The sequence below is a fragment of the Rhodococcus sp. IEGM 1330 genome, assembly GCF_033142445.1.
Classification (GTDB): domain Bacteria; phylum Actinomycetota; class Actinomycetes; order Mycobacteriales; family Mycobacteriaceae; genus Rhodococcoides.
In genome coordinates, this window is sequence record NZ_JAWLSB010000004.1 from 117,748 (window position 1) to 140,936 (window position 23,189).

The 23,189-nt window shown below is 62.7% G+C and carries 33 protein-coding genes and 1 pseudogene; 16 read left to right on the forward strand and 18 right to left on the reverse strand.

Annotation, left to right across the window (positions count from 1 at the left end; all coding sequences use genetic code 11):
- Positions 1-71: 71 nt before the first annotated feature.
- The 12 genes from R4P57_RS11305 to R4P57_RS11360 all read right to left on the reverse strand — a co-directional run bounded on the left by R4P57_RS11305 (position 72) and on the right by R4P57_RS11360 (position 4,148).
- Positions 72-284, reverse strand: coding sequence for a hypothetical protein (locus tag R4P57_RS11305; protein ID WP_317802945.1), 213 nt, complete (start codon positions 282-284; stop codon positions 72-74).
- Positions 281-637: a DUF3850 domain-containing protein gene (locus tag R4P57_RS11310; RefSeq protein ID WP_317802946.1), complete on the reverse strand. Its 357-nt coding sequence runs from the start codon at positions 635-637 to the stop codon at positions 281-283. The genes R4P57_RS11305 and R4P57_RS11310 overlap by 4 nt, the downstream gene beginning before the upstream one ends.
- A 4-nt stretch (positions 638-641) precedes the next feature.
- Positions 642-935: a hypothetical protein gene (locus R4P57_RS11315; protein WP_317802947.1), complete on the reverse strand. Its 294-nt coding sequence runs from the start codon at positions 933-935 to the stop codon at positions 642-644.
- Positions 935-1,165, reverse strand: coding sequence for a hypothetical protein (locus tag R4P57_RS11320; protein ID WP_317802948.1), 231 nt, complete (start codon positions 1,163-1,165; stop codon positions 935-937). Before R4P57_RS11320 ends, R4P57_RS11315 begins: the two co-directional genes overlap by 1 nt.
- Positions 1,162-1,533: a hypothetical protein gene (locus R4P57_RS11325; protein WP_317802949.1), complete on the reverse strand. Its 372-nt coding sequence runs from the start codon at positions 1,531-1,533 to the stop codon at positions 1,162-1,164. Before R4P57_RS11325 ends, R4P57_RS11320 begins: the two co-directional genes overlap by 4 nt.
- Positions 1,530-1,856, reverse strand: a complete 327-nt coding sequence (locus R4P57_RS11330; RefSeq protein WP_317802950.1) for a hypothetical protein — start codon at positions 1,854-1,856, stop codon at positions 1,530-1,532. Before R4P57_RS11330 ends, R4P57_RS11325 begins: the two co-directional genes overlap by 4 nt.
- Positions 1,856-2,128, reverse strand: a complete 273-nt coding sequence (locus R4P57_RS11335; protein ID WP_317802951.1) for a hypothetical protein — start codon at positions 2,126-2,128, stop codon at positions 1,856-1,858. The genes R4P57_RS11330 and R4P57_RS11335 overlap by 1 nt, the downstream gene beginning before the upstream one ends.
- Entirely contained in the window at positions 2,125-2,463 is a 339-nt protein-coding gene (locus R4P57_RS11340; protein WP_317802952.1) for a hypothetical protein, read from the reverse strand. The genes R4P57_RS11335 and R4P57_RS11340 overlap by 4 nt, the downstream gene beginning before the upstream one ends.
- Before the next feature lie 82 nt (positions 2,464-2,545).
- Positions 2,546-2,773: a hypothetical protein gene (locus tag R4P57_RS11345; RefSeq protein ID WP_317802954.1), complete on the reverse strand. Its 228-nt coding sequence runs from the start codon at positions 2,771-2,773 to the stop codon at positions 2,546-2,548.
- Positions 2,770-3,030 carry a helix-turn-helix domain-containing protein gene (locus tag R4P57_RS11350; protein ID WP_317802955.1) on the reverse strand — a complete coding sequence of 87 codons (261 nt, stop codon included), beginning with the start codon at positions 3,028-3,030 and terminating at the stop codon, positions 2,770-2,772. The genes R4P57_RS11345 and R4P57_RS11350 overlap by 4 nt, the downstream gene beginning before the upstream one ends.
- Positions 3,027-3,821 carry a phage antirepressor KilAC domain-containing protein gene (locus R4P57_RS11355; RefSeq protein ID WP_317802956.1) on the reverse strand — a complete coding sequence of 265 codons (795 nt, stop codon included), beginning with the start codon at positions 3,819-3,821 and terminating at the stop codon, positions 3,027-3,029. The genes R4P57_RS11350 and R4P57_RS11355 overlap by 4 nt, the downstream gene beginning before the upstream one ends.
- Positions 3,822-3,878: 57 nt before the next feature.
- A complete protein-coding gene (locus tag R4P57_RS11360; RefSeq protein ID WP_317802957.1) occupies positions 3,879-4,148 on the reverse strand; it encodes a helix-turn-helix transcriptional regulator in 270 nt (89 codons plus the stop codon).
- 215 nt (positions 4,149-4,363) lie between these two features.
- On the opposite strand from R4P57_RS11360, the gene R4P57_RS11365 reads away from it, so the two are divergent.
- From R4P57_RS11365 to R4P57_RS11435, 15 genes and pseudogenes are all read left to right on the forward strand, one after another.
- A complete protein-coding gene (locus R4P57_RS11365; protein WP_317802958.1) occupies positions 4,364-5,053 on the forward strand; it encodes a hypothetical protein in 690 nt (229 codons plus the stop codon).
- Between the two features lie 67 nt (positions 5,054-5,120).
- Positions 5,121-5,546 (forward strand): hypothetical protein, encoded by a 426-nt coding sequence (locus tag R4P57_RS11370; protein WP_317802959.1) that lies wholly within the window; start codon positions 5,121-5,123, stop codon positions 5,544-5,546.
- Positions 5,543-5,770, forward strand: coding sequence for a DUF3263 domain-containing protein (locus R4P57_RS11375; RefSeq protein ID WP_317802961.1), 228 nt, complete (start codon positions 5,543-5,545; stop codon positions 5,768-5,770). The genes R4P57_RS11370 and R4P57_RS11375 overlap by 4 nt, the downstream gene beginning before the upstream one ends.
- A complete protein-coding gene (locus R4P57_RS11380) occupies positions 5,767-6,870 on the forward strand; it encodes a tyrosine-type recombinase/integrase (protein WP_317802962.1) in 1,104 nt (367 codons plus the stop codon). Before R4P57_RS11375 ends, R4P57_RS11380 begins: the two co-directional genes overlap by 4 nt.
- 455 nt (positions 6,871-7,325) lie before the next feature.
- Positions 7,326-7,487, forward strand: a pseudogene (locus tag R4P57_RS11385) (TetR/AcrR family transcriptional regulator); the annotation flags it as partial.
- A gap of 72 nt (positions 7,488-7,559) precedes the next feature.
- Positions 7,560-7,928 (forward strand): TetR family transcriptional regulator C-terminal domain-containing protein, encoded by a 369-nt coding sequence (locus R4P57_RS11390; protein WP_317803257.1) that lies wholly within the window; start codon positions 7,560-7,562, stop codon positions 7,926-7,928.
- 119 nt (positions 7,929-8,047) lie between these two features.
- Positions 8,048-8,830 carry a GNAT family N-acetyltransferase gene (locus R4P57_RS11395; RefSeq protein WP_317802963.1) on the forward strand — a complete coding sequence of 261 codons (783 nt, stop codon included), beginning with the start codon at positions 8,048-8,050 and terminating at the stop codon, positions 8,828-8,830.
- Positions 8,831-8,858: 28 nt separating this feature from the next.
- Positions 8,859-9,782, forward strand: a complete 924-nt coding sequence (locus tag R4P57_RS11400; protein ID WP_317802964.1) for a zinc-binding dehydrogenase — start codon at positions 8,859-8,861, stop codon at positions 9,780-9,782.
- Complete coding sequence (locus tag R4P57_RS11405) at positions 9,779-11,149, forward strand: FAD-binding oxidoreductase (protein ID WP_317802965.1); 1,371 nt, start codon at positions 9,779-9,781, stop codon at positions 11,147-11,149. Before R4P57_RS11400 ends, R4P57_RS11405 begins: the two co-directional genes overlap by 4 nt.
- Positions 11,146-12,366 (forward strand): acyl-CoA dehydrogenase family protein, encoded by a 1,221-nt coding sequence (locus R4P57_RS11410; protein WP_317802966.1) that lies wholly within the window; start codon positions 11,146-11,148, stop codon positions 12,364-12,366. Before R4P57_RS11405 ends, R4P57_RS11410 begins: the two co-directional genes overlap by 4 nt.
- 35 nt (positions 12,367-12,401) lie before the next feature.
- The gene (locus tag R4P57_RS11415; protein WP_317802967.1) at positions 12,402-12,860 is read left to right on the forward strand and encodes a cupin domain-containing protein; all 459 of its coding nucleotides are present in this window, start codon (positions 12,402-12,404) and stop codon (positions 12,858-12,860) included.
- A complete protein-coding gene (locus tag R4P57_RS11420; RefSeq protein WP_317802968.1) occupies positions 12,857-14,065 on the forward strand; it encodes an MFS transporter in 1,209 nt (402 codons plus the stop codon). The genes R4P57_RS11415 and R4P57_RS11420 overlap by 4 nt, the downstream gene beginning before the upstream one ends.
- Positions 14,062-14,778 (forward strand): SDR family oxidoreductase, encoded by a 717-nt coding sequence (locus tag R4P57_RS11425; RefSeq protein WP_317802969.1) that lies wholly within the window; start codon positions 14,062-14,064, stop codon positions 14,776-14,778. Before R4P57_RS11420 ends, R4P57_RS11425 begins: the two co-directional genes overlap by 4 nt.
- 59 nt (positions 14,779-14,837) lie before the next feature.
- The gene (locus R4P57_RS11430) at positions 14,838-16,388 is read left to right on the forward strand and encodes an MFS transporter (RefSeq protein WP_317802970.1); all 1,551 of its coding nucleotides are present in this window, start codon (positions 14,838-14,840) and stop codon (positions 16,386-16,388) included.
- A gap of 310 nt (positions 16,389-16,698) precedes the next feature.
- Entirely contained in the window at positions 16,699-17,319 is a 621-nt protein-coding gene (locus R4P57_RS11435; RefSeq protein WP_317802971.1) for a YdeI/OmpD-associated family protein, read from the forward strand.
- Positions 17,320-17,334: 15 nt separating this feature from the next.
- On the opposite strand, the gene R4P57_RS11440 is transcribed toward R4P57_RS11435, so the two are convergent.
- From R4P57_RS11440 to R4P57_RS11455, 4 genes are all read right to left on the reverse strand, one after another.
- On the reverse strand, positions 17,335-17,919 hold the full coding sequence (locus tag R4P57_RS11440) for a hypothetical protein (RefSeq protein ID WP_317802972.1): 585 nt from the start codon (positions 17,917-17,919) through the stop codon (positions 17,335-17,337).
- Positions 17,916-18,269: a hypothetical protein gene (locus R4P57_RS11445; RefSeq protein ID WP_317802974.1), complete on the reverse strand. Its 354-nt coding sequence runs from the start codon at positions 18,267-18,269 to the stop codon at positions 17,916-17,918. Before R4P57_RS11445 ends, R4P57_RS11440 begins: the two co-directional genes overlap by 4 nt.
- The gene (locus tag R4P57_RS11450; RefSeq protein WP_317802975.1) at positions 18,266-20,056 is read right to left on the reverse strand and encodes a TIGR03767 family metallophosphoesterase; all 1,791 of its coding nucleotides are present in this window, start codon (positions 20,054-20,056) and stop codon (positions 18,266-18,268) included. Before R4P57_RS11450 ends, R4P57_RS11445 begins: the two co-directional genes overlap by 4 nt.
- Positions 20,057-20,162: 106 nt before the next feature.
- Positions 20,163-20,630 (reverse strand): universal stress protein, encoded by a 468-nt coding sequence (locus R4P57_RS11455; protein WP_317802976.1) that lies wholly within the window; start codon positions 20,628-20,630, stop codon positions 20,163-20,165.
- 114 nt (positions 20,631-20,744) lie between these two features.
- Between R4P57_RS11455 and R4P57_RS11460 the strand changes: the two genes are divergently transcribed.
- Entirely contained in the window at positions 20,745-21,467 is a 723-nt protein-coding gene (locus tag R4P57_RS11460) for a GAF and ANTAR domain-containing protein (RefSeq protein ID WP_317802977.1), read from the forward strand.
- Between the two features lie 9 nt (positions 21,468-21,476).
- Here the strand turns inward: R4P57_RS11460 and R4P57_RS11465 are convergent, their stop codons facing one another.
- Together R4P57_RS11465 and R4P57_RS11470 are read right to left on the reverse strand one after the other, a co-directional pair.
- Entirely contained in the window at positions 21,477-22,943 is a 1,467-nt protein-coding gene (locus R4P57_RS11465) for a DHA2 family efflux MFS transporter permease subunit (RefSeq protein WP_317802978.1), read from the reverse strand.
- A gap of 52 nt (positions 22,944-22,995) precedes the next feature.
- A complete protein-coding gene (locus R4P57_RS11470; protein WP_317802979.1) occupies positions 22,996-23,148 on the reverse strand; it encodes a hypothetical protein in 153 nt (50 codons plus the stop codon).
- Between the last annotated feature and the right edge of the window lie 41 nt (positions 23,149-23,189).

The following is a 23,189-nucleotide window of genomic DNA, read 5'->3' on the forward strand; positions in this document are numbered from 1 at the left end:
GTTTCTTATCGAGCCACAGCTCGTAGGCTCTGTCGGTTTCGTCTTCGGCGTCCCAGTCGGTCGCCGGATCGTCATTGGCCACGGGTGACCTCCACGGGCATCTCGATCGCGCCGATGGTGCACAGGCTGGTGTCGTGCCAGACACGGCCCGGTGTGCGTGAGTCGGCGATGAATGTGCGCCCTTGCGCGCCGATCTCGCGGATCTTCGTTCCGCTCGCGAGGTGCCAGAGGACGCGGTCGTCGAACACCACGACGGTCTTCGGGTCAGCGGTCTCGGCGGTCACGTTGACCCCAAAAGCTTGCGTAGCTTCGTGATCTGACCGCGGAGTGCGGCGTTGGATCGTTCGAGCCTCGTTATGCGCTCGCGCCGGTGCTCGGCCTGAGCTTTCGCGCGGACCTTCTCGGGATCATCGAGGCTGAGGATGACGTATCCCGGCGTCAGCCCGTCGAAGTTCTTCAGGACGTGCGTGACGGTGCGTACGTGCATCCAGCGGCGACGGTCGCCGTTGAGGTCGTAGAAGGTCAGGGTGTCACCGGGCTGATAGTCCCGATCGTCGAGACGCAGCTCGCACGTCTTGACGCCCTGATCGAGAAGCCGCGCCCAGTGATCGGTGATCCGAATTCCATGTGCGGTCATGCGATCACCGACCCCGATCCGCACCGACGAGCACGAGGCCGTCGCTGCGATCGAGCAGTTGCTCGATGTAGTCCATCGCCTCGGGCACGATCGCGACGTAGCAACCGAGGCGCACTGCAGTCCACTCGGTCGTCGACGACGAGGGCGTCGTGGACAGAACGAGGTCCGCCTTGCGCGGCATCAGCGCAACGTCGAGCTCTACCTCGACCCGGACGACCTTGCTGTCGAACTGCTCGTGAATCAGCTTGGCGAGCCGGGTATTCGAGGTGTGAAGGATGATTTTTTTTGCTCTGGGCATCAGTTGATCGCCGCCCATCTCACGAATCCGATGTACGCAGCCAGGCACGCGAGCGACAAGAGGGATGCCGCCCCAACGGGGTTGCGTCGCTTCCGGTCCCGCTCGTACGGGTCGGTGTCGGCCTCGGTCGGCCAGTTGTCCGACGCGACGAGAGTGAGGTGCCGTTCGGGCTTCTCGAGCACGTCGCCGGTGACGATACGACCGTGGTCTACCTGGATGTAGTCGTTCATCGAGCCACCTCGGCCCCATGGTTCGTGCACGTGATCGGAACGCTCGGTGCCGGCGCGCTCACCACTGCGACAATGCGATCGCACTTCGAGCAGCGGAGAGTGACGCGGCCACCCTCCTTCTCGATCTTCTCAAGCTCGTCGGCGATGGCGGTCCAGTGCTCCGAGAACGACTTGCCCGCTTGGCCGTTCGCGCGTCCGATCACCTTCGCGAGGTGGCGTGCGCGCCCGATCGGGTCGGGGTACAGGTTCGGGTTGAACCGGGTAGCGCGCAGGAACTTGCCCACCATTCCGGTGGCGACGATCGTCGGCGGGTGGTCGGGGCCGGCGTCGTAGCGGCGGTCGACGGTGATGGTGACGGCGGCGGTCATGCTGGCACCTCGTCCTTGCCCCAGCGGGTCACCGAAACAACGATCGCGCTCACCACGTGCCAGGCCGAATCACGATCAGCGGCATAAGCTTCGGGAGTTTCCGCCACCACTATGTCCGTGAACGTCATGAATCCGAACAGGCCGACACCGATTCGATGGGTGAACCCAACTAGTAGTGCGGAATTGAACCCGCCGTCCACTACGTCCGATCCCGGCAGTACGTAGTGGACTTCGACGCCGAGCATCTCGCTGGTCAACTGGTCGGCGCGCTCGACCTTCGCGAGGCGGCGGTCGAATGCCTCGATCTGTCGCTTCGTAGTCATCAGTTTCTCGTTTCGTTTTGGGGTGCCGGGAGCAGTGGTGACGCACCGCTCACCGGCACCGGGGAACCCGCGCCACTCAGCCCGGCGGCAGCGGGTAGTTGGAGTGCACGCATGGCTTCTGCGTGCGAGAAGGGGATGCCGAGTAGGTGCGCCACGGCGACGACGCCATCGGCCAAGAGATTCGGCAGCGCGACGTTGACGATCAGGGCGTCGAGATCGCACTCGGCGTAGGGCGGGACGTCGTAGACCTCGCCGCGAGCGATGAAAGTCATGACGTCAGCCCTGGGATGTGGAACCGGAAGCGCCCCGTGTCAAGGATCAGGGCATTCAAGGCATCTCGATCAAGCGGCGGGCACGGGAACGAGACCGGAAGTCCGGAAGGATTGTCGCCAGAATGCAGCGCGAACAGGCCGTCGCCGAGGGGCTCGAACCGCTCGTTGATGCGACCATCCATCACGTAGCAATACCGATCGTGCTTTCGGTAGACCGGGTAGCTCCCAGGCTGGACGCACACGTTCGTGCCGCAGCCGTCGCTTCTGTGATCGAGCGGGTAAACCCGCATGCGCAGGATCTCGACAGACCCGACGATCTCCCAGCTCGCGCTCATGACGCCACCGGCCAGAACTGCGACGCGGCAAGCGCGCCGACGAGCATGCTCGCGAGGATCAGGTGAGGACGGAGGTAGCGGATCAAGAGGCACCGTCCGTGGCGAGGTATTCGACTTTCCAGGTCGGGTGCAGATAGCAGACTCCCGCCTCGCCGTCGAAGATCACCTTCAAGTGCGCCGCTCGGCCGCCGACAATGGTTCCTTCGCGCGGGGGGAACATCCCGTCGAAACTGATTCGCTGCCCCAATCGGGCAGGCACGTCGTACGTCTCGCGGACATATGCGAGGGCGTCGGTGTTCTCGTCACTCATGCCGACCTCCGCAACCGGCGCGGCTCGGGAGTGACGCGTTTGAGCTTCGTCGGGGCCTGCTCCGGGTTACTCCCCCGCATCCACGCGTCGAGATCGTCGCGGTGAATTCGCCACGTTCCCTGCGGCCGCTTGCGCTGCGTACCAACGAGTTCGCCGGTGTGGAGTGCGCGGTACATCTGCTGACGGCCGCACCGCGCGTAGGCACGGGCCTCGTCGACGGTGAGCCATGGAGATGGGGTATCGATTGGGGTGCTCATGCGGCCACCTCGCTCTGCCACCGAGCAACAGCCTTGGCGATAGCGTTGGCACCAGCGGCCGTGATCTTCAGCGTGTGCATGACTTCGCCGTTGAACCGAGGTGCGTCGTGGTTCTCGACGCGCCGGAAGTACAGCTTCTTGTTCGAGTACTCCGAGTACCGCGTCTGCGGCACCTTGCCTTTACGGTCGGACCACCGCGACGAACGCTCGGCGTAGATCCAGCCGCGCTCGAGCAGCGTCTCGCGTAGCCACTGCTCGCCGACGTCGAGCGTGGATGCGACGGTGCGGAAGGTGAGTAGGTCACTTCCCGCGACGAATACGTCGACGTACGACGCCTTGGGTTCTAGCTCGGCGATCCGCTCGTCCTTTGCCGCGATCGTCGCCTGCGCTTCGAGCACTGCAGCAGCGAGCAGGTCCTTGCCCGTGAGCGGCTGGACAGTCTCGGCTTCGCGAGTGCGGATGGCGAAATACGCCTGTGCGGCCGCAACCTCCGGCTTGCGAGGGTCGCCGTTCATGGCGATCAAGTAGGCAGCGAATCGGGTGACCAAGTAGTCCAGACTTGGTCGGCCGCCAGTCTTTTCACGGTTGACCGTGAAAAGGATCTTGACGTTGAATCCCTGATTGTGTGCGGCGACCTTCGCGCGTTCGACGACGGGCTCGAAGTGCTGCCAGGTCGGGTAGCCCATCTGCCCCATGAGCCAACGGGCGGACCACTTGTCCTCGCCACCCTGTGGGCACGGGGTTCGGCCATCGTCGAACGGCGATCCTGTTGGTACAGTCAGATCTGACATCGGTTCTCCCATCTGTTGTCGTGGCCGTCTTCCTGTTCCCGCAGGAGACGGCCTTTTTCATGCCGGTATGGGCTGGCGTCCGTCACTCATGACGGTTGACACTGCGGGGTTGATAACAACCTCGTGCGCCGTGAAGAGGTCCTCCCAAGGGCGATCGAGACGAGCTGCGATCGACATGGCCAGATCCTCGGTGATGTTGCGTAGCTGGCCGGTTTCGATCTTGTAGATGGTGGTCTGCGAGCGACGAACCAGCATCGCCAGCTCGCGCTGCGTGTACTTCCTATGCTTTCGCTCGCGCCTGATCTGGCCAGGGTCTTTCACTTGCATCCAGACCTCCTTGCGAAGCCTTGGTGGGCGGGTCCGTCTCATCATGCCTCCTGGTAGTCGCGCTGACAACTGTCATACTCGCCAATTGACACTGGGTTGTCAAGCTGACAACCGGGAATACCTGGTGACCACCTGCGCATATGATCTGTCTGGTTGTTTTGAAACTCGTCTGCACACCTAGCACAACCAGGAACACCAGGGAGAGAGTTATCGCTGTGAACGAGACCCAGACACTTCGGATGCTGCTCCAGGAGGCAGCGGACGTCCGCGACCTTTCCGGTCGCGGTCTGGCGGACCTCGCGACGTCGAATGGCTTCAACCTGAACCGATCGACCGTCTCGCGAATCCTCAAGGGGACTTACGTTGCACGGCCCGCGGCGGACACAATTCGTGCCATTGCTTGGCTGGCTGGAGTTTCCGAGAAGGTTGCGTTCGAGGCGGCCGGCCGACCTCAACCTGGGCCGTCGTTCGCCGAAGAGCTACCGGAAGACGCTGACCTACTCACGCCCCGTGAGCGGCGCGTCATCGTTGAGCTCGTTCGCCTGATGATCGACAACCGACTGGGAGATGCAGATGACGAAGAGCAGGAATCGTGGACGCAAGCGGGCAGCACGGAGCACGGCGGCACGGGCAGCAGCAGCGGCCAACCAGGAGCCCCCATAGCTGCCGATCCAACCAAGTTCAGGAAAGCCGCTGCGGAACTCGGTCAGCGGATCAGCAATGTGGTCCGCGACGGCGAACCTGTGGGCGAAATGATGCATGATGCGCGAGAAACGCATCATGCTGACAAGGACCAGGCCTTGCTCGAGGCAGATCAAGGCTCACGGGCTGACCACGAACTCGCCGCGCGCAAGGGCGAGACCGAGGACGAGATCCGCGAGCGCCTCGGAATCCCCTACGAGTAAGCGCGTTTCCGCAGGTCAGCTAATTACAACTGCGTAATTTGTCGGTGGCGTACCGCATGGTGTGTTCATGACCTGGCACCCATGGCGACACCTCCGAGACGAGCACCCACACGTCCACGTCGCCTATCCGGACGGTGGCACAGGCTGCCTCGGAACGTGGACGGCCGACGGCATTCAGATCAACCGCCGATCGAACCAGCGCGAGCGCCGCTGCACCCTCACTCACGAGATCGTGCACGTCGAGCGCGGCCCGGTGCCGGCCGACCTGCGACTCGCGATGCGCGAGGAAGAGGCCGTCGATCGGATCACCGCCGAGCGATTGATCGAACTCGATCGACTCGTCGACGTCATCGCATGGAACCGGTACCGCATCGACGACGAGGCGGCCGAGGAACTGTGGGTCGATCTGCCCACCCTGCTCACCCGCGTTCGAAATCTCACCGACGACGAGCGCGCATTCATCGACGACGAGCTCGAACGGAGACAGCCGTGACACCACAACAAGCAGAGATCCTGCAGTTCGAAAAGCGTTGGTACACAGCGCCAGGCAACAAGGAAGCCGACATTCGCGACCAGCTCGGACTGTCGGCTGTACGCTACTATCAGATTCTCGCCGCACTGCTCGACGACCCGGACGCCCTCAAGGCCGACCCGGTCCTCGTGAAACGACTGCGCCGCATCCGCGACAGCCGAGCGAAACTACGAAGGGCCGGATGATGGCAACGGTCAAGCCGTACGACACCGCGAAGGGCACCCGCTACCGCGTTCGGTACCGCACGCCCGAGGGTCGCCAGACCGACAAGCGCGGGTTCGTGACCAAGGCCGCGGCCGAGACGTTCGCCAACGTCGTCGAGGTCGACAAACTCGAAGGCCGATACGTCGCACCGGCGGCCGGGCTGCTCACGGTCGGGCACCTCGCTCAGGATTGGTACGACAGCAAGATCGACGTCAAGCCGTCCTCGCTCGAGCGGTACCGGCAGACGCTGGAACAGCAGGTGCTCCCCCGCTGGCAGAACGTGAACGTCGCGAAAGTGACCGCGCCGGCACTGCAGGCGTGGATCAACGAGCTCTCGCGTGACCGGGCACCGTCGACGGTGAAGAAGGCGCACCACGCAATGTCGATGATCCTCGATGTTGCCGTGCGCGACAGGCGAATTGCTGCCAACCCGGCATCAGGAATCAACCTCCCGCGCGCTCGGCACGACGAACCGACGTTCCTCACGAGGGAGCAGCTGTTCACACTCGCCGAGAAGGCCGGGCCGGGTGAGCTCGTCGTTCTCACACTCGGGTTCACCGGCCTGAGGTGGGGCGAGATGGCAGCACTCAAGGTCCGGCGCTGGGACGGCGGCCGCCGACGGCTGACCGTGGCCGAATCGGTGACCGAGATCAACGGCCTACTGAACTGGGGCACTCCCAAGACCCACGCCACTCGCACGGTGCCGGTGCCGACGTGGCTCGCCGCGCGCATCACCGAGAGCACCGCGGGTAAGGGGCCGGACGATCTCCTGTTCTCCACCCCGTCGGGCGGCGTCCTCCGCAACAAGAACGCGCGGCGGGACTGGTTCGATCAGGCAGTCGTCGACGCTCGACTCCCCCGCGTCACTCCGCACGATCTACGGCATACGGCGGCGTCGATCGCGATCTCGGTCGGGGCGAACGTGAAGGCGGTGCAGAGGATGCTCGGGCACGCCTCGGCAGCCATGACGCTCGATCTCTACGCAGGTCTGTTCGAGGACGATCTGAACGATGTCGCGGACAGGATCGAGGGCCCACCCATGGCCGACGTCGTGACGCTCCGAGTGGTCAATTCGGACTGAGATTCCTGCCCACTTTTTGCCCACTCTACACGGGACAATCGAGGTCGGGAACGATCGGGAGCAGTCGGGAAATCGCTGCTGACAGGGCATTTCAGGCCCCGACCTGCACCCCGGTACGATCTCATAATCCATTGGTCGCGGGTTCGAGCCCCGCCCGCCCCACACCCGGTTGGCCTGCCTGTCAGGTCGGCGAGCCTCAGAAGCCGCAACCGTGCCGAATCGATCTCTGTTCCCTAACGCAGCTGGATCGTGGCGAACACGAAGCGAAGCCCGCGATGACAGCCGGTCCATCAGGTGTGTAGCCACCGTCGGATATCGCACACCGCTCTTCGTCCGTACCAGCTCCGACGCCCGAGACTCGCTGTTGGTTCCGTGGTTGACCACTGTGTTTCGACTTCTTGAAGAACAGACCATTTTGTATGGACAGATCGATACACAATTGCTACGGTCCTCTCATGGGACGGACAGCCGAGTTCGATCGACGCACAGCAGTCGACGCTGCGCTCGGCCAGTTCTGGACCCATGGCTTTCACGGCACGAGCACCGAGACCTTGTGTCGTGTCACGGGGTTGGGTCGCAGCAGTCTCTACAACGCTTTCCGCAGCAAAGTGGGCCTGTACGAAGAGTGCATGTCAACCTACCTCACAGAAGCAGACGAGTCGGTGGACGCTGTTCTCATGTCCAGTGCAATGACTGTGCTGGACCGTGTTTCGGTGTTGTTCGATGACCTGATCGATAGCGAGATGGACCGGCGGGCGGCGGGCGGTCCATCAGGCTGCTTTTCGGTGAACACGGCGCTCGAAGCTGCGGATGATCCCGAGCTCGCGGTGCCGCTCCAGCAATTGACGGCGAACTTGCACCGAAGGCTGTCGATCATGGCGGACTATCTACGGGCCGGGCAGTCCAGCGGCGACATCTCGTGTACGTTGCCACCTCGCGCTCAGGCCGAAATCATCAACGGTGCCGTTGTCGGCATCCGGGTCGCCGCGCGGGTCGGGTCCGGTCGCGAGGCAATGCGCGCTATTGCTGACGGCGCATTGATCGCCCTGAAGCCTTAAGAGCAGCAGACAAGAAGACATAACACTTACATGCCGGGTTGCACGGATCGATTGTGTACGGATCTGTACAGAAAATTGACATGGGATGTCCGCAATACGAAGTGATGGGGGGAAGCTCAGTGGAACACACGGTTTCGGCACCTGAACCCACCAAAGTTCAGGTGGCGGTCTCTGATTCAGCAGCAATCGAGTGGGCTGTCGCGCGGCGGATGCGGCTGGTCGAGGTGCGCCAGACGACGTCGGGCCACCTCGCGGTGATGGAGAAGTTCGACGATTGGGACGCCCCCGACGGCTTCCCGCTCATCAAGGACGGTCGCATCGACGCGGGGGATGTCTACCTTCGCTATCTCCAGCCGGGCGATGCGGATCTCGTTTACGAGTGTGACACGGATGCGCTGTCCCGGCGTTGGGCATTGACCTCTCCCCCAACGCGTCAGTACGCCGAAAACATGGCGCGCAGAGGCTATCTCGACTGGCGCTTGAGCTACAAGTCGGCATTGACAATCGTGCAATCGAGCAGCAACACCCCTGTCGGCCTCATCAAGGTCCGCAAACTAGTACCACCGGGCGTTGCGGACGTGGGATACCAAGTGCACGAACGGTACCGCGGTCTCGGCTACGCCGTTCACGCTCTCCAGATGTTCTGCACGTGGTCACATCAAGCCCAGTTGTTTCACCGGTTCGAGCTCGGAATCAAACCGGGCAACACCGCGTCCGTTCGCGTTGCCGAGAAGGCAGGCTTCGTCTTTGAGGGCCGCCGCAGCGCAAGGCTGGTCGACGTCGGCGGCGGCTATTCAGACGAACTGCACTACGCCAAGGTCATCACCGCGAAGTGTTCTGCGTCGGTTCTGAACAACGACACGAATAGCGATGTAGCACCCGCATTTGTTTCGACGCACTGATCACCAGCCACTGTTTTCGAGGAGCGCCATGAGCATCACGTCGATCTACAAACGAGACGACCGATTCGAATTTGAGCAAGGACCCGGACCAGAACGCGACAAGAGCGACGTTCTGGTGCGAGTCGACCACATCTCGCTCAACGGGGGTGAGCCCAATGTCAGTTGGGACGCAACGGTTCCCGCTGGCTGGGACGCCAGCGGGGTCGTCGTCGAGTCCGACTTCCGGGCATCTGGACCGACCATCGGTGCGCGCGTCGTCACCTGGGGTTTCTCTGGAGCATGGTCCCAGCAACGAAGTGTCTCACTAGACAATCTCGCGGAAGTACCCGACGGTGTCAACTCCGCAGTCGCCGCCGCGCTACCCGTTGCCGGCCTGACTGCCCTACGTGCAATCAGACAACTGGGTCTTGTTGAAGGCAAGCGCATCGCCGTCACCGGTGCCAGCGGTGGAGTCGGACATCTCGTCGTTCAGCTTGCGCGAAATTGCAATCTTGACGTCACTCCGATCGTTCGTTCCGAGGCGTCGCGGCACTGGCTGATCGAGAACGACCTGTTCCCGGAGCAAGATATTCGGCTCGTCTCCGAACTCGACCCGACGCACTTATTCGATGGGGTGTTGGATGTGGTCGGTGGTCCGACGCTCGGTCGGCTCCTACCGACGGTCGCACCCGGCGCTACCGTGCTACTCGTCGGTGGTTCATCGCGGGAGCACCTCTCGGTCGATACCGGGTGGCTGTCCGATAGAAGGATCAGCTTGGTCAGCTTCAACAACTATGCGACGGCGTCGACAGACCTCGCACTGTTACTCGACCTTGTTGCGCAGGGCAAGCTCCGAGTGATGGCCACCGATGGCGGCGACTGGTCTACGTTGACACACAAGCCTTTACAAGAACTAATCACGCGAGGCAAGACCACATTCACCGTTCCCTACGATCCGGCAATCGGCCGATGAACGGGCGCGCCAACGTAGGCGAATTCGACAACGCCGAATCCGGCATTCTGACACCGACCACTGTCGACGATGTGAGATCTCTGATCGAGACAGTTCCCTTCGACACCCGAATACATGCGTTCTCCACGGGATACAACTGGGGGTTGGGTTCGAGCGTGCCCGTCGACAGCCAACCCACGAGCATTTCGCTCGCCGCATTGAAGGCAGTCCGCGACATCGACATCGAGCTCGGATGGGCCGTCGTCGAAGCCGGTGTCACCCAGGCCGAACTATCGCGACGACTTGTCGGCACAGCACGCATGCTGAATGTGACGGCCTCCTCAGCTCAAACGTCGGTGCTCGGGAACGCGCTCGATCGAGGTGTCGGCCTCCGTCGCCACCGCACCGAGGATCTGCTGGGCATCGAGGTCACCCTCGCCGATTCGAGCACGCACAGGATCGGTTGGTGGCCGGACACCGTCCACTCCGGTCGTGTCCCCTATCGGTACGGCACCGGTCCCGACCTACTGGGCCTGTTCACACAATCCAACTTCGGCGTCATCACTGCGGGCGTGGTCGGTCTGCTGCGACGGCCGGAGGCCACAGCCGTCGTGAAGTCGACGGTCCCTTCCGAGCACACCCCTGAGCTCCTCGACGCGCTAGCAAACGCATTGGCGTCGGGTCTGATCAACGCGGTGCCCAAGATTTACAGTCCCGGGGCTCGGACGTCGTATGCCGGTGCCGACCGCAGCGACGAGTCGGTTGTCTACTTCGCTGTGGACGGACCGAAAACGGCCGTCAGCACTCTGACCCACATCGCGATCGAACAATTGGGACTGGACCCGGCAAAAGCCGAGATCTTCTACAGCGCGGAAGACTTGGATTCGGCGTCGGATGCAGTGACGAAGCTGGTCGTACACGGCTACTCCGGAGATGTCAGCACGCACGATCACCTCGTTGCGGCGACGCTTGGTGCTGCCCCAGCGAGCGTCGACACATCTGGGACCGGCTGGATCTTCTTTCTTCCCTTGCTCTTCTCCGGTGATGGTCCTCTTCTCGAAAAGGCGTACTCGATCATCGGTCAGCACAACGCGGCCGAGCAGGGACCGACGGTCGGAGCTACCGCCAACCTTCTCGGCCCCGACATCGTCGACTTCGTTGTCTCCATTGCGTTCGACCGCAACTCACAATCAGCTGCTGCACACAAGATTTTGGATTCGTTGCACGCAGACTTCGCCTCACTCGGCGTGCTGCCCTACAGGCTCGATGCCGGTCACCCACTCACTCACAACGCCAATGAACTCATTCGCGTGGTTCGCGATGCTCTTGACCCTCACCGCCGATTCAGCGGAGGTCGATACCTCCCCGACGAACGGACACCAGCATGACTACCGTGCTCGACCTACTCTCCGAACCGATCAGCACCACAGCGGCATATTTGGACCTCCGCGAAAGGATTCGCAAGGAACTGCCAGATGTCGTCGCTACCCACCGCGAGGCGATGGTGGTCGAACGGAAACTACCAACGGCCGTCGTGGACAAGTTGCGCTCGCTGCAGGTGTTTTCGATTGCCAAGCCTGCAGACGCAGGCGGCCTGGGGCTGTCGTCCCCTGAACAGAACGACATCGTCGAGTCCATCTCGCGGATCGATGCCTCAGTGGGGTGGTGCGTGATGATCGGCATCGACTCCGGCATCTATTCGGGCTACCTCGACGATCCACACGACGAGTACTTCGATCAACCCAATATTGTCTCCGCCGGGTGGATTCATCCGCAAGGCAACGCCGTTCAACGCGGCGATCGCATCGAGTTCACTGGGAACTGGCAATTCGGCAGCGGCATCGACCATGCCGACCGCGTGATGGCTGGTGTGAAGCTCTACGAAAGTCGGGAAGATCTCGACAACGGGACCGAACGGTGGCAGTGGCGCATCCTCGCCGCCCTTCCGCAGGATTTCCGAATCCTGGATACCTGGCACACAACCGGTCTGGAAGGCAGCGGGAGTCGGCACTACACCACCAGAGACGCCACCGCTTCTGTGCCGGTCTCACGTTCGATGTCCTTCGACAATCCGTTACGCCAAGGTCCGCTCTACACCGGACGTGATGCCATCCTGCGCAAAATGTCCGGCGTCCCTTTGGGAATCGCCATCTCCGCTTTCGAGTTGGCGCTCGAAAAGGCGCAACCGAAGTACGCGGAGCTGAACGAAGATCGCGCATTGCTCGAACAGCGGATCGGAGACCTGTTCTCCCGCCTCTACACAGCCCGCGCCGCGGTGCACTCCTCACTCGAACGCCAGTGGGCCGCTGCCAACAATCCGACGGCACGAGACACCCTGCACGCCGCAGTCGTCGGTGCCGCCCTCGCACGGCAGAGCGCGTTCCGAACTGCGAGAGACGTTGTGCGCGAGTCGTACGACATCACAGGCGGACGCGCAATCTACAAGGACAACAAGCGCTACTCGATCGACCAAATGCTGCGGGATATCGAAACTGTCAACCAGCACGCGGTAGCTCAGGACGCGATCGTGCGGTCCACCGGGCAACTTGTCCTCAGTGGAGCCACAGCCAACCCGTTCCTCTCGCGGGAAGAGGCACAGAAGTGACGTCGACTCTCCACCGTGTCGCTGACGCTCCCACGATGTGGCTCAGCAGTGACGTCTACAACGTCACTGTTCGAGGTGAAGCCACCAATGGAGCCGTGTCGCTTACTGACGGATGGGTGCCACCGGGAGGTGGCCCGCCCCCGCACATCCACCTCGAAGCAACCGAACTGATCTACGTCCATACTGGCGAGCTCGTCATCATCATCGACGGCATCGAACGCACGGCGGGGCCCGGTGACACAGCCGTCATCACCCCCGGAACTGTCCACTGGTTCCGCAACAGAACCGCGGTCCCAGCGCGTGTGCTGTTCGTTTTCACGCCACCAGGCACCGAAGAATTCTTCATCCAAGCCGGAACCCCCGCGTCCGCCGGCGTCGCCGTTCCTCAGGCAACCGACGACGACACAGCGCGCGCATCCGAAATCGGCCGCCGATTCGGTCTCGCACCAGGAACCAGTCCAGGCCATCCACTCGATGAAAGGACCGCCGTATGAGCAGCACCGAATTAGCCGGGACCCAGACCGACAATGTAGACGGCATCACCCGCGTCCCCCTCCCCGTCTACGTACTTGCGTTCACCATCTTGGCGTTCACGACGAGCGAGTTCATGGTGTCGGGCTTAATGAACGACCTCGCACGGGATCTGCCTGCATCGATCCCCAGCGTCGGTTATCTCATCGCGATCTACGCGCTGTCCATGGTGATCGTGGCCCCGCCCGCCTCGATCTTTCTCACCAGGTTTCGCCCCAAGTCCGCCCTGCTCGCCATCTCGATCGTGTTCATCATTGGCGAACTGATCGCCGCTGCAGCCCCCAACTACGCCGTCATCGTCATCGGTCGCATCCTCACCGGAGCCGCCGCGGGTACCGCCTACGGCGTCACTCTTTCCATCGCAGCCCAGGCGGTACCCGAGAAGATCCGCGGCCGCGCAATCGGTATCGTCATGGGAGGCAACACGATCGGCACCGTCATCGGTCTACCTGTCGCCAGCTTCCTCGGTAACGCCTTCGGGTGGCGACTGGCCTTCACATTCGTCGCAGTTCTCGCGGCAATCGCACTCGTCGCAAGCTTCGTTCTGGTACCCGCGGTGGACGCCGGCCCACGACCGAAAATTCTGACTCAACTATCGGAGTTGAAGAACGGCAGCTTGTGGCTCGCCTACGCGACAAGCGGATTGCTGATCGGCGGCGTGTTCTCCATCTTCAGCTACTTCTCCCCCATCCTCACCGAACGTGCCGGCTTCGACCAGAGCTGGGTTCCCATCATCTTGGCCGCATACGGCGTCGCATGCGTCATCGGTATCACTGTGGTCAGTCGCCTCTCTGACGACTTCCCCTTGTCCGTCGCCTGCGTCGGCGCGGTGGTGATCTTCTTGTCCGGTCTGCTGTTCCTTCTCGGCGACAGCAATTCGGCAGCAGTCTTGGTCGGCGTCGCCGCCCTCGGATTCGCCGGCGTCAGTCTCAACCCGGCATTCGCAGTCCGGGTCATGAGAGTCGGCGGCACATCATTCGTCGTCAACACCGTCCACACCTCGATCATCTGCTTCGGAATCTTCCTCGGCGCATCCCTCGGTGGTGTCATCATCGATCTATCCGGATCCGTCCACTCGGTGTACTACCTGTCCCTGGCTTTCGCGAGTGTCGGAATCGTTGCTCTCCTACCGAAGCTCGGTACTGCGCGAGCCGAGTTGAGTAAATGACCGACATCGTCGTGGTCGGCGGCACGTCCGGTATCGCCACGGCCGTCATTGATCACTACCTCTCGGAGACCAGCAATCGGGTCGCAGTTTTGGGAAGAACGCGAACCAACCGCGAGGGCCTCGCGTATGAGGGGCACCTCGATGCAGAAAAACTCGATTCGATCACGTCGGCCTTCCAACAACTCGATGCAGAGTTTGGGAACTTCGACGTGGCGATCAACTGCGTCGGCATTTGGGCACACGCAAACGTCGCTGACATCACGAACGACGACTTAACCCGGATGTGTGCAATCAACCTCACGGGAACGATCGCGACCATACGCGAAGAAGCCACCCGCATGGCCACCGCGTCAAAGGGGTCGATTGTGACGGTGACCTCGGCGATCGGTGCATCGGCAACGAACGCTGGTCTCGGTGTCTACACGGCAACAAAAGCGGGCGTCGAAGCATTCAACAGATCCGCTGCGGTGGAGCTTGCTCCACTCGGTGTCCGCCTCAATTGCATCGCACCAGGTCCCGTCGAGACAGAAATGACACGGCTGCCTGGTGAGACGGACGAAGAACGAGAACTCAGGTTGGGCGGACTGGTCGCCAATGGCCGAATCGCAAAGGCAGCAGAAATCGCCGTGGGCATCGCATGGCTCGCATCCGATGAGGTTCCATATGTGAACGGAATTGAACTCATCGCCCACGGCGGCGGATTCGGCAGATAGACAAATCCCCTCTTCCCTGCAGCACCCCGCGCGCAAACCTGACAAAATTCTGGGGAACCATGACAGCAGATCGGACCCGTCACGTCGTCGACCCGACAGCCGAGAGTCCACCGAACAGCCGCCGATGGGCCGTCCTGGCGGTCCTCTGCTTCAGTTTGTTCCTCGCCGGTGTGGACCTGACGGTCCTTCATATCGCAGCACCCAGCCTGGCAGCCGATCTTCGACCCAGTAACACCTCTCTGCTCTGGATACTGGACGCGTACTCCCTCACCGTCGCAGCACTACTGGTCACCTTCGGAACGCTGAGTGACAAACTCGGCCGCAAGAAAATCGTGCTGACCGGCTTCGTAGTGTTCGGAGTGGCGTCGCTGGCGTGCGCACTGTCCACCTCGGCGGCGCAACTCATACCGGCGAGAATCATCCTCGGCATCGGTACCGCAATGATCATGGCATCGACGGTGTCGATCATCCGGGTGGTATTCACCGACGGCAAGGAGAGGACGTTTGCGATCGGCCTGTGGACAGCAGCTCACAGCCTGGGCGCATCCCTGGGACCCGTCGTCGGAGGATTCCTCGTCGAACACTTCTGGTGGGGATCGGTCTTCCTTGTCAACGTCCCGATCGTCCTCATCGTGACTATCGTCGGCATTGCAGTCATCCCGGAATCTAAAAATCCCGTCCCACGCACATGGGATGCGCTCAGCGCAATCGCATCGATTATCGCCCTCGGGTTCATCGTCTACTCGATAAAATCCGTGGGCTCCGAACTGAAAATCGACACCGTATCGATCGTCTTCGCCGTTGTCGGCATAGTCTTCCTGGTCCTGTTCGTGCGACGACAGCTCCGCATACCCGAACCGCTACTCGACCTGAGGCTCTTCTCCGACCGACGGTTCTCCGTTGCCACCTTCTGTGTTCTGATCTGCTTCGGCAGCTACACCGCGATGCTCTACTTCCTGGCGCAGTGGTTTCAATACGTAGGGAACTACTCGAGTTTGCGAGCAGGCCTCGCACTGACGCCCCTGGCACTCGCGAACGCGGCCGGCGCTGCCCTCGCATCGCGAGCTTCATCCCGCGTGGGGCTGCGATGGTCGATCACCGCAGGTCTGTCGACCGCTGGAATCGGGCTCATCCTGCTCAACCTCATCGCGGACCTCGACGCCTATCCAACACTGATCCCTACGCTCCTCATGGTCGGTGCGGGCGCAGGGATAATCATGACGCTCGGAGCGGACGCCATCATGACTGCAGCATCACCCGACCGCGCGGGCGAAGCGGCTGCCATACAAGAGACATCGTTCGAGCTCGGAGCGGGACTCGGCATCGCTGTACTCGGAACCGCCCTGGCGATTGCGTACAGACTCAGCCTGACCCTTCCCGAAGGTACAGCGCCACAGGGTAACTCGGACCCAACAGCAATCCTGGCGTCCACAGTCAAACCCATCCCCGAAGTAGTGGAATCGGCAGTTCAGGCTTACGACGTGGCGATACACACCGTCAGCTACATTGCGGCCGCCGCGCTCCTGGCTAGTGCGGCCCTCGCCTGTCTACTACTTCGATTCGACACCGATCGCAAAAACGACGCAATCGGCGCGGACGGCGTCAACTGATCCTGTCGAAATGCCATGAATCACCCCGTCAGATTATCTTGGACATGATCGTGCGACAGAGCAGTCGATGCCCCGGCTTCACCAAATAGACGCACTAGCCACGAGACCCATCTCTCCAGGCTTAGCAGGTGCGAATTTTTCGAATAGGATCTCAGAGCCCGCACCACAATGCCGACGGCCGAACCCTGATATTCGTGCCGATGAAAAAAACCCCAGTGCTATTGCGGACATCGAAGGTCCTCGATTGTGGGCACACTGAACGCATGCGATATTCAAGTGCGACGCCAGGACGATTAGATGGAGCGCAAGAGTGACTACTTCGGAAGCTTCGCCGTCTGCGTCCGACCACCCACCAACGTGGAAGTTCGATTACCCGATTGTTCACGCCGAAACTCGGACACAGTGGCGAACCTGGCTGGCGGACAATCACACCTCGACCCGAGGCGTGTGGCTGTGTTCGTGGCGCAACACCACCGACCGACCACGCTGCCCCTACCCCGAAGCAGTCGAAGAAGCCATCTGCTTCGGTTGGATCGACTCCACGAACACCGTCCTCGACGAGGAGCGCAGCCTGCAACTCTTCACCCCGCGCAGGCCGAAGAGCCAGTGGACCCGGCTCAACCGAAAACGTGCAGCCGATTTGGAGGACCGCGGCCTTATGACCGACGCGGGTCGCCGCGCCATTGCTGCCGCGAAATCCAACGGATGGTGGACGATTTCCGATCAGGTCGAAGACCTCGAAGAACCACCGGAGTTGGCAACGGCGCTGAACCGAGACCCGAACGCTCGGACCACCTGGGACGACTTTCCGCCCAGTGCCCGCAAGCAGATGCTGTGGTGGGTCGTCAGCGCCGTGCGAGACGACACTCGCTCAGGTCGAATCGCGCACATCGTCGCCGAGGCCGCGGCCGGCCGACGAGCCCGAGGGTGAGGGCGTCCAAAGCGGTCAAGTCAGCGCTGCCCTTCGATACAGCCGCGACCAGTACACCAGCAGCACAGCAGCATTCGCGCCGAACCACACCCATGTGAGGAACGCCGCCACCACGCCGGTGACGAAGAAACCCAGTACCAGTGCCACGACCCAGGCTAGGACGTAGGCAAGAATCGTGACGACAGCCGCGACTGCGCACCGCCCCGGGGAACACCGGACCGTAGCCGACGCTGCGCGGAACGGATGTCGTTGCCCGTCGGCCACGCCCGGAAGTATCAGCAGCGCAACCAGAATCACGATGACCGGAAGCAGCGGGAAAAGAATTGCCAGCGCAACGGCAACCCCGGTCAGCGCTATGCACCACACCAGGACGCGCGGCCGTCTCCATGCCCGGCTCAGCGCACCGCGCGCATTGCCGTCCACCACGTCGAGTGCTGTCGATGCGGTTATCCACAGGGCGACCACCATTGCCGCGGCGGAGGCAGCAACCAACCCCGCGAATCCCACAGAAGACGTGGGTACGGGGTCACCCAGGACTGTCAGCGCCTGAACCAGAGCCGACACGACGGCCACGAGGGCAAGAACACCGATCCCTCTCACGGCGCACCGACCGTCGAGTTGCGGTCGAGAACGTCCTGCACCGACCCCGAATAGAGGACCTCCGTACCGACCTTGATCTCGACGGTGCTCGCGTCGTCCGACGTGGCCGAACCGGTAATCGCCTCGTTGTCGGTTGTCTCCCCGGCACATTCGATGTCTGCTCCGGTACCCGAGCACACCGGCGCGACCAGGATCTCGATTCCCTTCTCCAACAGAACGTCGTTGACGGCATAGCGCAGATTTCCGAGCTCGGCACCGCCGACCGGGGCGAGCGCTGCGGTCTGCGAGCACCCCGCGCACGCCACGACGATCGCAGACACCAGCACAGCCGCTCTGTGACTACCGTTCATCGGCCCTGCCTCGTCTCGTAGGCGAACAGTCTGGCGCGCTCGTCCAGGTGTTGTTGCTCGAGAGCGGCGTCGGTGATGGTGCTCAGGTCGAACGGAGCCGGAAGGAGCAGTTCGGTGTTGCGATCCAGACGCGACCCTCGACGCATCAGTGGATTCTCGGCCCAGTCGTTGGCCGCCAACTCACGGCTGCGCGACGCCAGATCCAGGTATGTTCCGCTGTTTCCGGGCGTGACCGGAGATGCGTGGTCGAGCACCGTGGTGAACAGCGACAGGGTTCCGTCCCGGTTGTCGACGATCTCGACCACTTGCTGCTGCTGCGGGAAATCGATGCACGACGCGGTCGTGATCTCCCAGAATCCGCGTCCGTCTCGCGAGTGCGCCAGAATCTGGTTCTGGTGGGTGTGGCCGTTGAGCCAGCCGATCACCACCGGATACTTCAGCAGCAGATCGACGAATTCGTCTGCGCCGTAGAGCTTCACCGACTGCCCTGGCCTCTGCGCCCTGTTCTCCAACGTCAGGCTGTTGTGGTGCGTGTAGATCAGTACGAGCTTGTTCTCGGCCTGTGCCCGCTCCAATTGATTTGTGAGCCAGTCGAATTGGTTCTCCGGAACCGCACCGTCGGGTCCGGCGACGGCGTTGCAGGTGTCGAGTCCGAACGTGCGGATATTCGGGGTGGGGTCTGCCGTCCACCAGGTCTCGCCCGAATCGAGGTTGTGTTGGGTGAAGCCGTGACCGATCGGACCCGGTGTCGGCGTGGTCTCGAAGTGCTCCTGCATGAACTCGCGTTGTTCGAACAGGTATCGCGACGGATCGGCCGAGACTGCGCGAAACCCCGGTCGCGCACCGGATCCGACGCCCAGCGCGTCGACCATTCGCTGTAGCGGACTGGCCGTCGAGGCGTAGCCGGCCAGAGCCGACGTAGCCGTTGCCTCGAGGGTGTACGCCTTGCGGCCACCGACTGCGAGCGCGTGCAGCTGCGAGGACAGATCGAAAGTGCCGAGCAACAGAGTGTCGTGGTTGCCGTACACCGAATACCACGGCACGGGCAGCCCCACCGATTCGACGGTTCCCGACATCGCTTGAGTGAGAAGGTCGGGAAGCGTCGGGAATCCGTAGTCGCCGAACGACCCTCCCGACGGATCGCCCGGCCGATAGGCCCACTGCGCCTCCGGCCAGGCCTGGACACCCTCGAAGACGTTCGAGTCCCCGCTCGTCGGCCGAACCGGAACGCCGTCGAGAACATCGATGTACCAGCGCAGTTCGAGATGAGAATGCATGTCTGCACTGTCCCCGGTGACCACCGCCGCCCCCATCGGTGCGCCGGTGACCGGGCTGATCCGCGCGTCCGCGAAGGCCTTCACCATCGCCGCGGTGACGTGCACCGTGAGCGGATCCTGCGGATGGAACGCCGATCCCCATGCGGCGTGGTCGGAGACGATCATCGGCTCGATCCGTCCGGGCGACTGCGCATCGATGACGTGCATGTCCGAGAGGTGCCCGAGGTAGAGCAACGACCGTCGCGACTGCACCCTCGACGGACTCGGCGCTCGTCCGAGAACGTCCAGGCGAGCAATGTACGGCTCCCCCGGTCCGGCACCGAGTACGCGGTACCGACCAGGCCCGGTCAAGGTTCGCAGGATCGTCTGCGCCAGCGTTCCGGTCCCGCCCGCTTCCACAGGCTGGGCGCGCGCAACGAGAGCCTCACCCAGCACGTGGGGCGCAATTCCCCACGCCGCGGCGAGAGCCCCCACCCGAGCTACGAATTGTCGACGCGACAGCCCAGCCATGGAACTCCTCGGATCCTCGAGAACGGCACCACGTGCGCCTCGCATCCGACGAGGTGACTGCCTATTTTTACAGGGCAGACGGCAGACAGGCTCGATTTCGGACCGTTCAGGGCACCACGGTCACCGGCCAGCGGCCCGCTTTGACCAACCGCACCGCCACCGAACCGGCGATTCGATGCCCCGCATTGTCGGACGCCCCCACGACGACGGCGTCGGTGCGCAATTGTTCTGCCACGGCGATCAGCCCGTTGTACGGATCACCCTGCGCGGTGCGGAACTCCCACCGCACGTGCTCGCGATCCCCGAATCGTGCAGCAGAGGTTCGGACGTAGTCGAGCAACTCGTCGGCGATCTGCTGACCGGTTTCGACGAGTGAGATGCCGGCCTGGCCCCACGACGCCGTCGCAATGGGCTGCACGTACACCAGCACCAGCAGCGACCGCTGCCTCCGAGCGAGTCCTGCTGCATAGGCGGCGGCGCGCCAGGAGGAATCGGAACCGTCGACCCCCACCACGATCGACTTCGGACCGTCGTGGCCGTACTCGAAACCGGTGGATCCTTGCGCATCGCTCACGACCTGAGGCTACTGCCGGTACCCGCATGTTCGAACACCCCATCCCGTGGCGGTACGGTTGGTTCACTTCGAGTGCCGGTCGCTCGAACACCGACACTGGACGGGAGTAGCCAAGTGAACGAAATCACGCAGCACGACGGCCCGTCGACGGATCCGGCTACAGTGTTCGCCGCTCTGGCCGACATCGTGTACCGAGGCAGCAGCGCGGAAGAGATCTACACCGCGATCTGCAACGCCGCTGTACTGATCGTCCCACACTGTGATCACGCAAGCCTGATGCTGATGCGCCACGGAAAACCTGTCACCGTCGCGGCCTCGGACGACGTCGCGCGCATCGTCGACGATATCGAGCGCGCCACCGGCGAGGGCCCGTGCCTGGACGCGATCATCAGCGAGGCAGCGCAGCTCGAGGCCGACTTCCGAACACCGACCCAGTGGCCGGCGATGGCCCGCGGGGTGTTGAACCGCACGCCGGTGCGAGGTGCCATGGGATTTCGGCTCAATGTGGACGATCAGAAGGTCGGCGCGCTCAACCTCTTCACCGACAAGCCGGGTGTGTTCGACACCGATAGCGCGAGCAAGGCGATCATTCTGACGGCGTTCACGGCAGTCACCGTTGCTGCGGTCATGAACGGTCAGGAAGCATCGACTCTGCGTGACGGACTCGAGAGCAACCGTGAGATCGGCAAGGCGATCGGCCTGATCATGGCTCTGCACGATGTGTCCGGCGACGAGGCGTTCGCCCTGCTGCGTAAGTCTTCTCAGGACCTGAACATCAAAATCGCCGACCTCGCAGCAACCGTGGTCGGTCGGCACAGCAAGGGCTTGACCTCCTGAGCGGTGCGCTCAGTGCGCGCTCTGGACCTTCTTGGGGAGCGCGAACACCAACGCCAGCGCCACCACACTGAACGCTGCACTCACGGCCATCGCCATCGCCGCGCCGTGCAGAAAGCCGGATCCGACGGTGTCGGGGCCGGTGATGTTCAGAGATCCGAACAGCACGCTGCCGATGACGGCGATACCGATCGCCGAGCCGACGCGCTGCATGGTGGAGATGACCCCGCTCGCGGCTCCCGCGTCGTCGCGATCGACGGTCGCGACGATGAACTGCGCGTTGGGTGCGATGAACGCGCCGTTGCCGAGACCCGCGATGAACAGTGGAACCAACAGCGTCCAGTGGGAGATCGTGTCGGCAGAACTGGTCGCGAGGATGATCCACAGCCAGATCAGCCCGATCGAGACGAGCGACGCGCCGAGGATCAGAACGGTGCGACCGAGACGGATCGTCAGCCGGTTGCTCTGCGAGGCCGCGATGATGCTGCCGATCGCGAACGGTATGGACACCAGTCCCGATGCCAGTGCCGAGTTACCGAGTCCGGTTTGCCACAGCAGCGAGATGGTGAAGAAGATGCTCGTGAATGCGGCGAAGTAGACCAGCGCGAGGATCACACCTCCGGTGAACGCCGGACGGGTGAACAATCGAGGTGGCACCAACGGATTCTGTCCGCGGCCGGTCCGAATCACCTCCCACCAGCCGAACAACGCGATGAGACCGAGCCCCGCGGCGATCGTCAGGTAGGTCCACATGGGCCAGCCCAATTCCTGGCCCTCGATCAGCGGAACGAGCAGTGCGATGAGACCTGCGGAGATGAGTATCAGTCCCAGCCAGTCGATTCCGGGGCGGGCCGCCGGCTCGGCATCGGTCTTGTTCGGCAGCAGCACTGCAGCCGCGACGAGACCCACGATTCCGATCGGCAGGTTGACCCAGAAGACCAGTCGCCAGCCGTTCTCCTCGCCGAAAGCCTGGATGATCAGGCCGCCGACGATGGGACCGAGCGCAGTCGACACTCCGATGACCGCACCCATGATGGCGAATGCCTTGCCCCGCACCGGCCCTGGGAACAACAGCTGAATGAACGCGGTGACTGCTGGGACGAACATGCCGCCCGCCAAGCCCTGAACGACTCGCGCGACGACCAGTTGCAGGTCGTCCTGAGCCAGACCGCACGCGAAGCTCGCGAGGGTGAAGAGGGCGAGTCCGGTGAAGAAGACCCATTTGTGGCCGATCCGGTCGCCCACCTTGCCCGCCGGGATGAGAGCCAGTCCGAAGGCGAGTGCGTACCCCGAGATGATCCACGACAGAACCGATTCCGACGCGTCCAGCGTGGTGCTGATCGTCGGTAGTGCCACGTTGACGATGGTGGTGTCGAGCAGGGCCATGAACATGCCGAGCAGCAGAACCACGAGCGCTTTCCAGGCGCGGGCGGGCACCTCTGTCGCTGGTGGGGTTGCAGAGGCAATGCCGTCGGTCACTGTGCCGTCCTTCGTCGTTGTCGCCGAGCAGTATCGGCCGACCGATCCTCGGTCACTGTCCGATCATTGCCGTTGCGACGAAGACCCAGGACAGTCCGGTGGCCAAGATCACGAACGCCGATGCCACTACTCGTCCGCCCCATACGGTCTCCACGAGAGCAGTTTCCGCGTGAGCAGTTGCGCCTGCCGTACCCGTAGGCGTCATGATCAATTTCCCACCCTGCATCCGCGACCCTCGTCATTTCC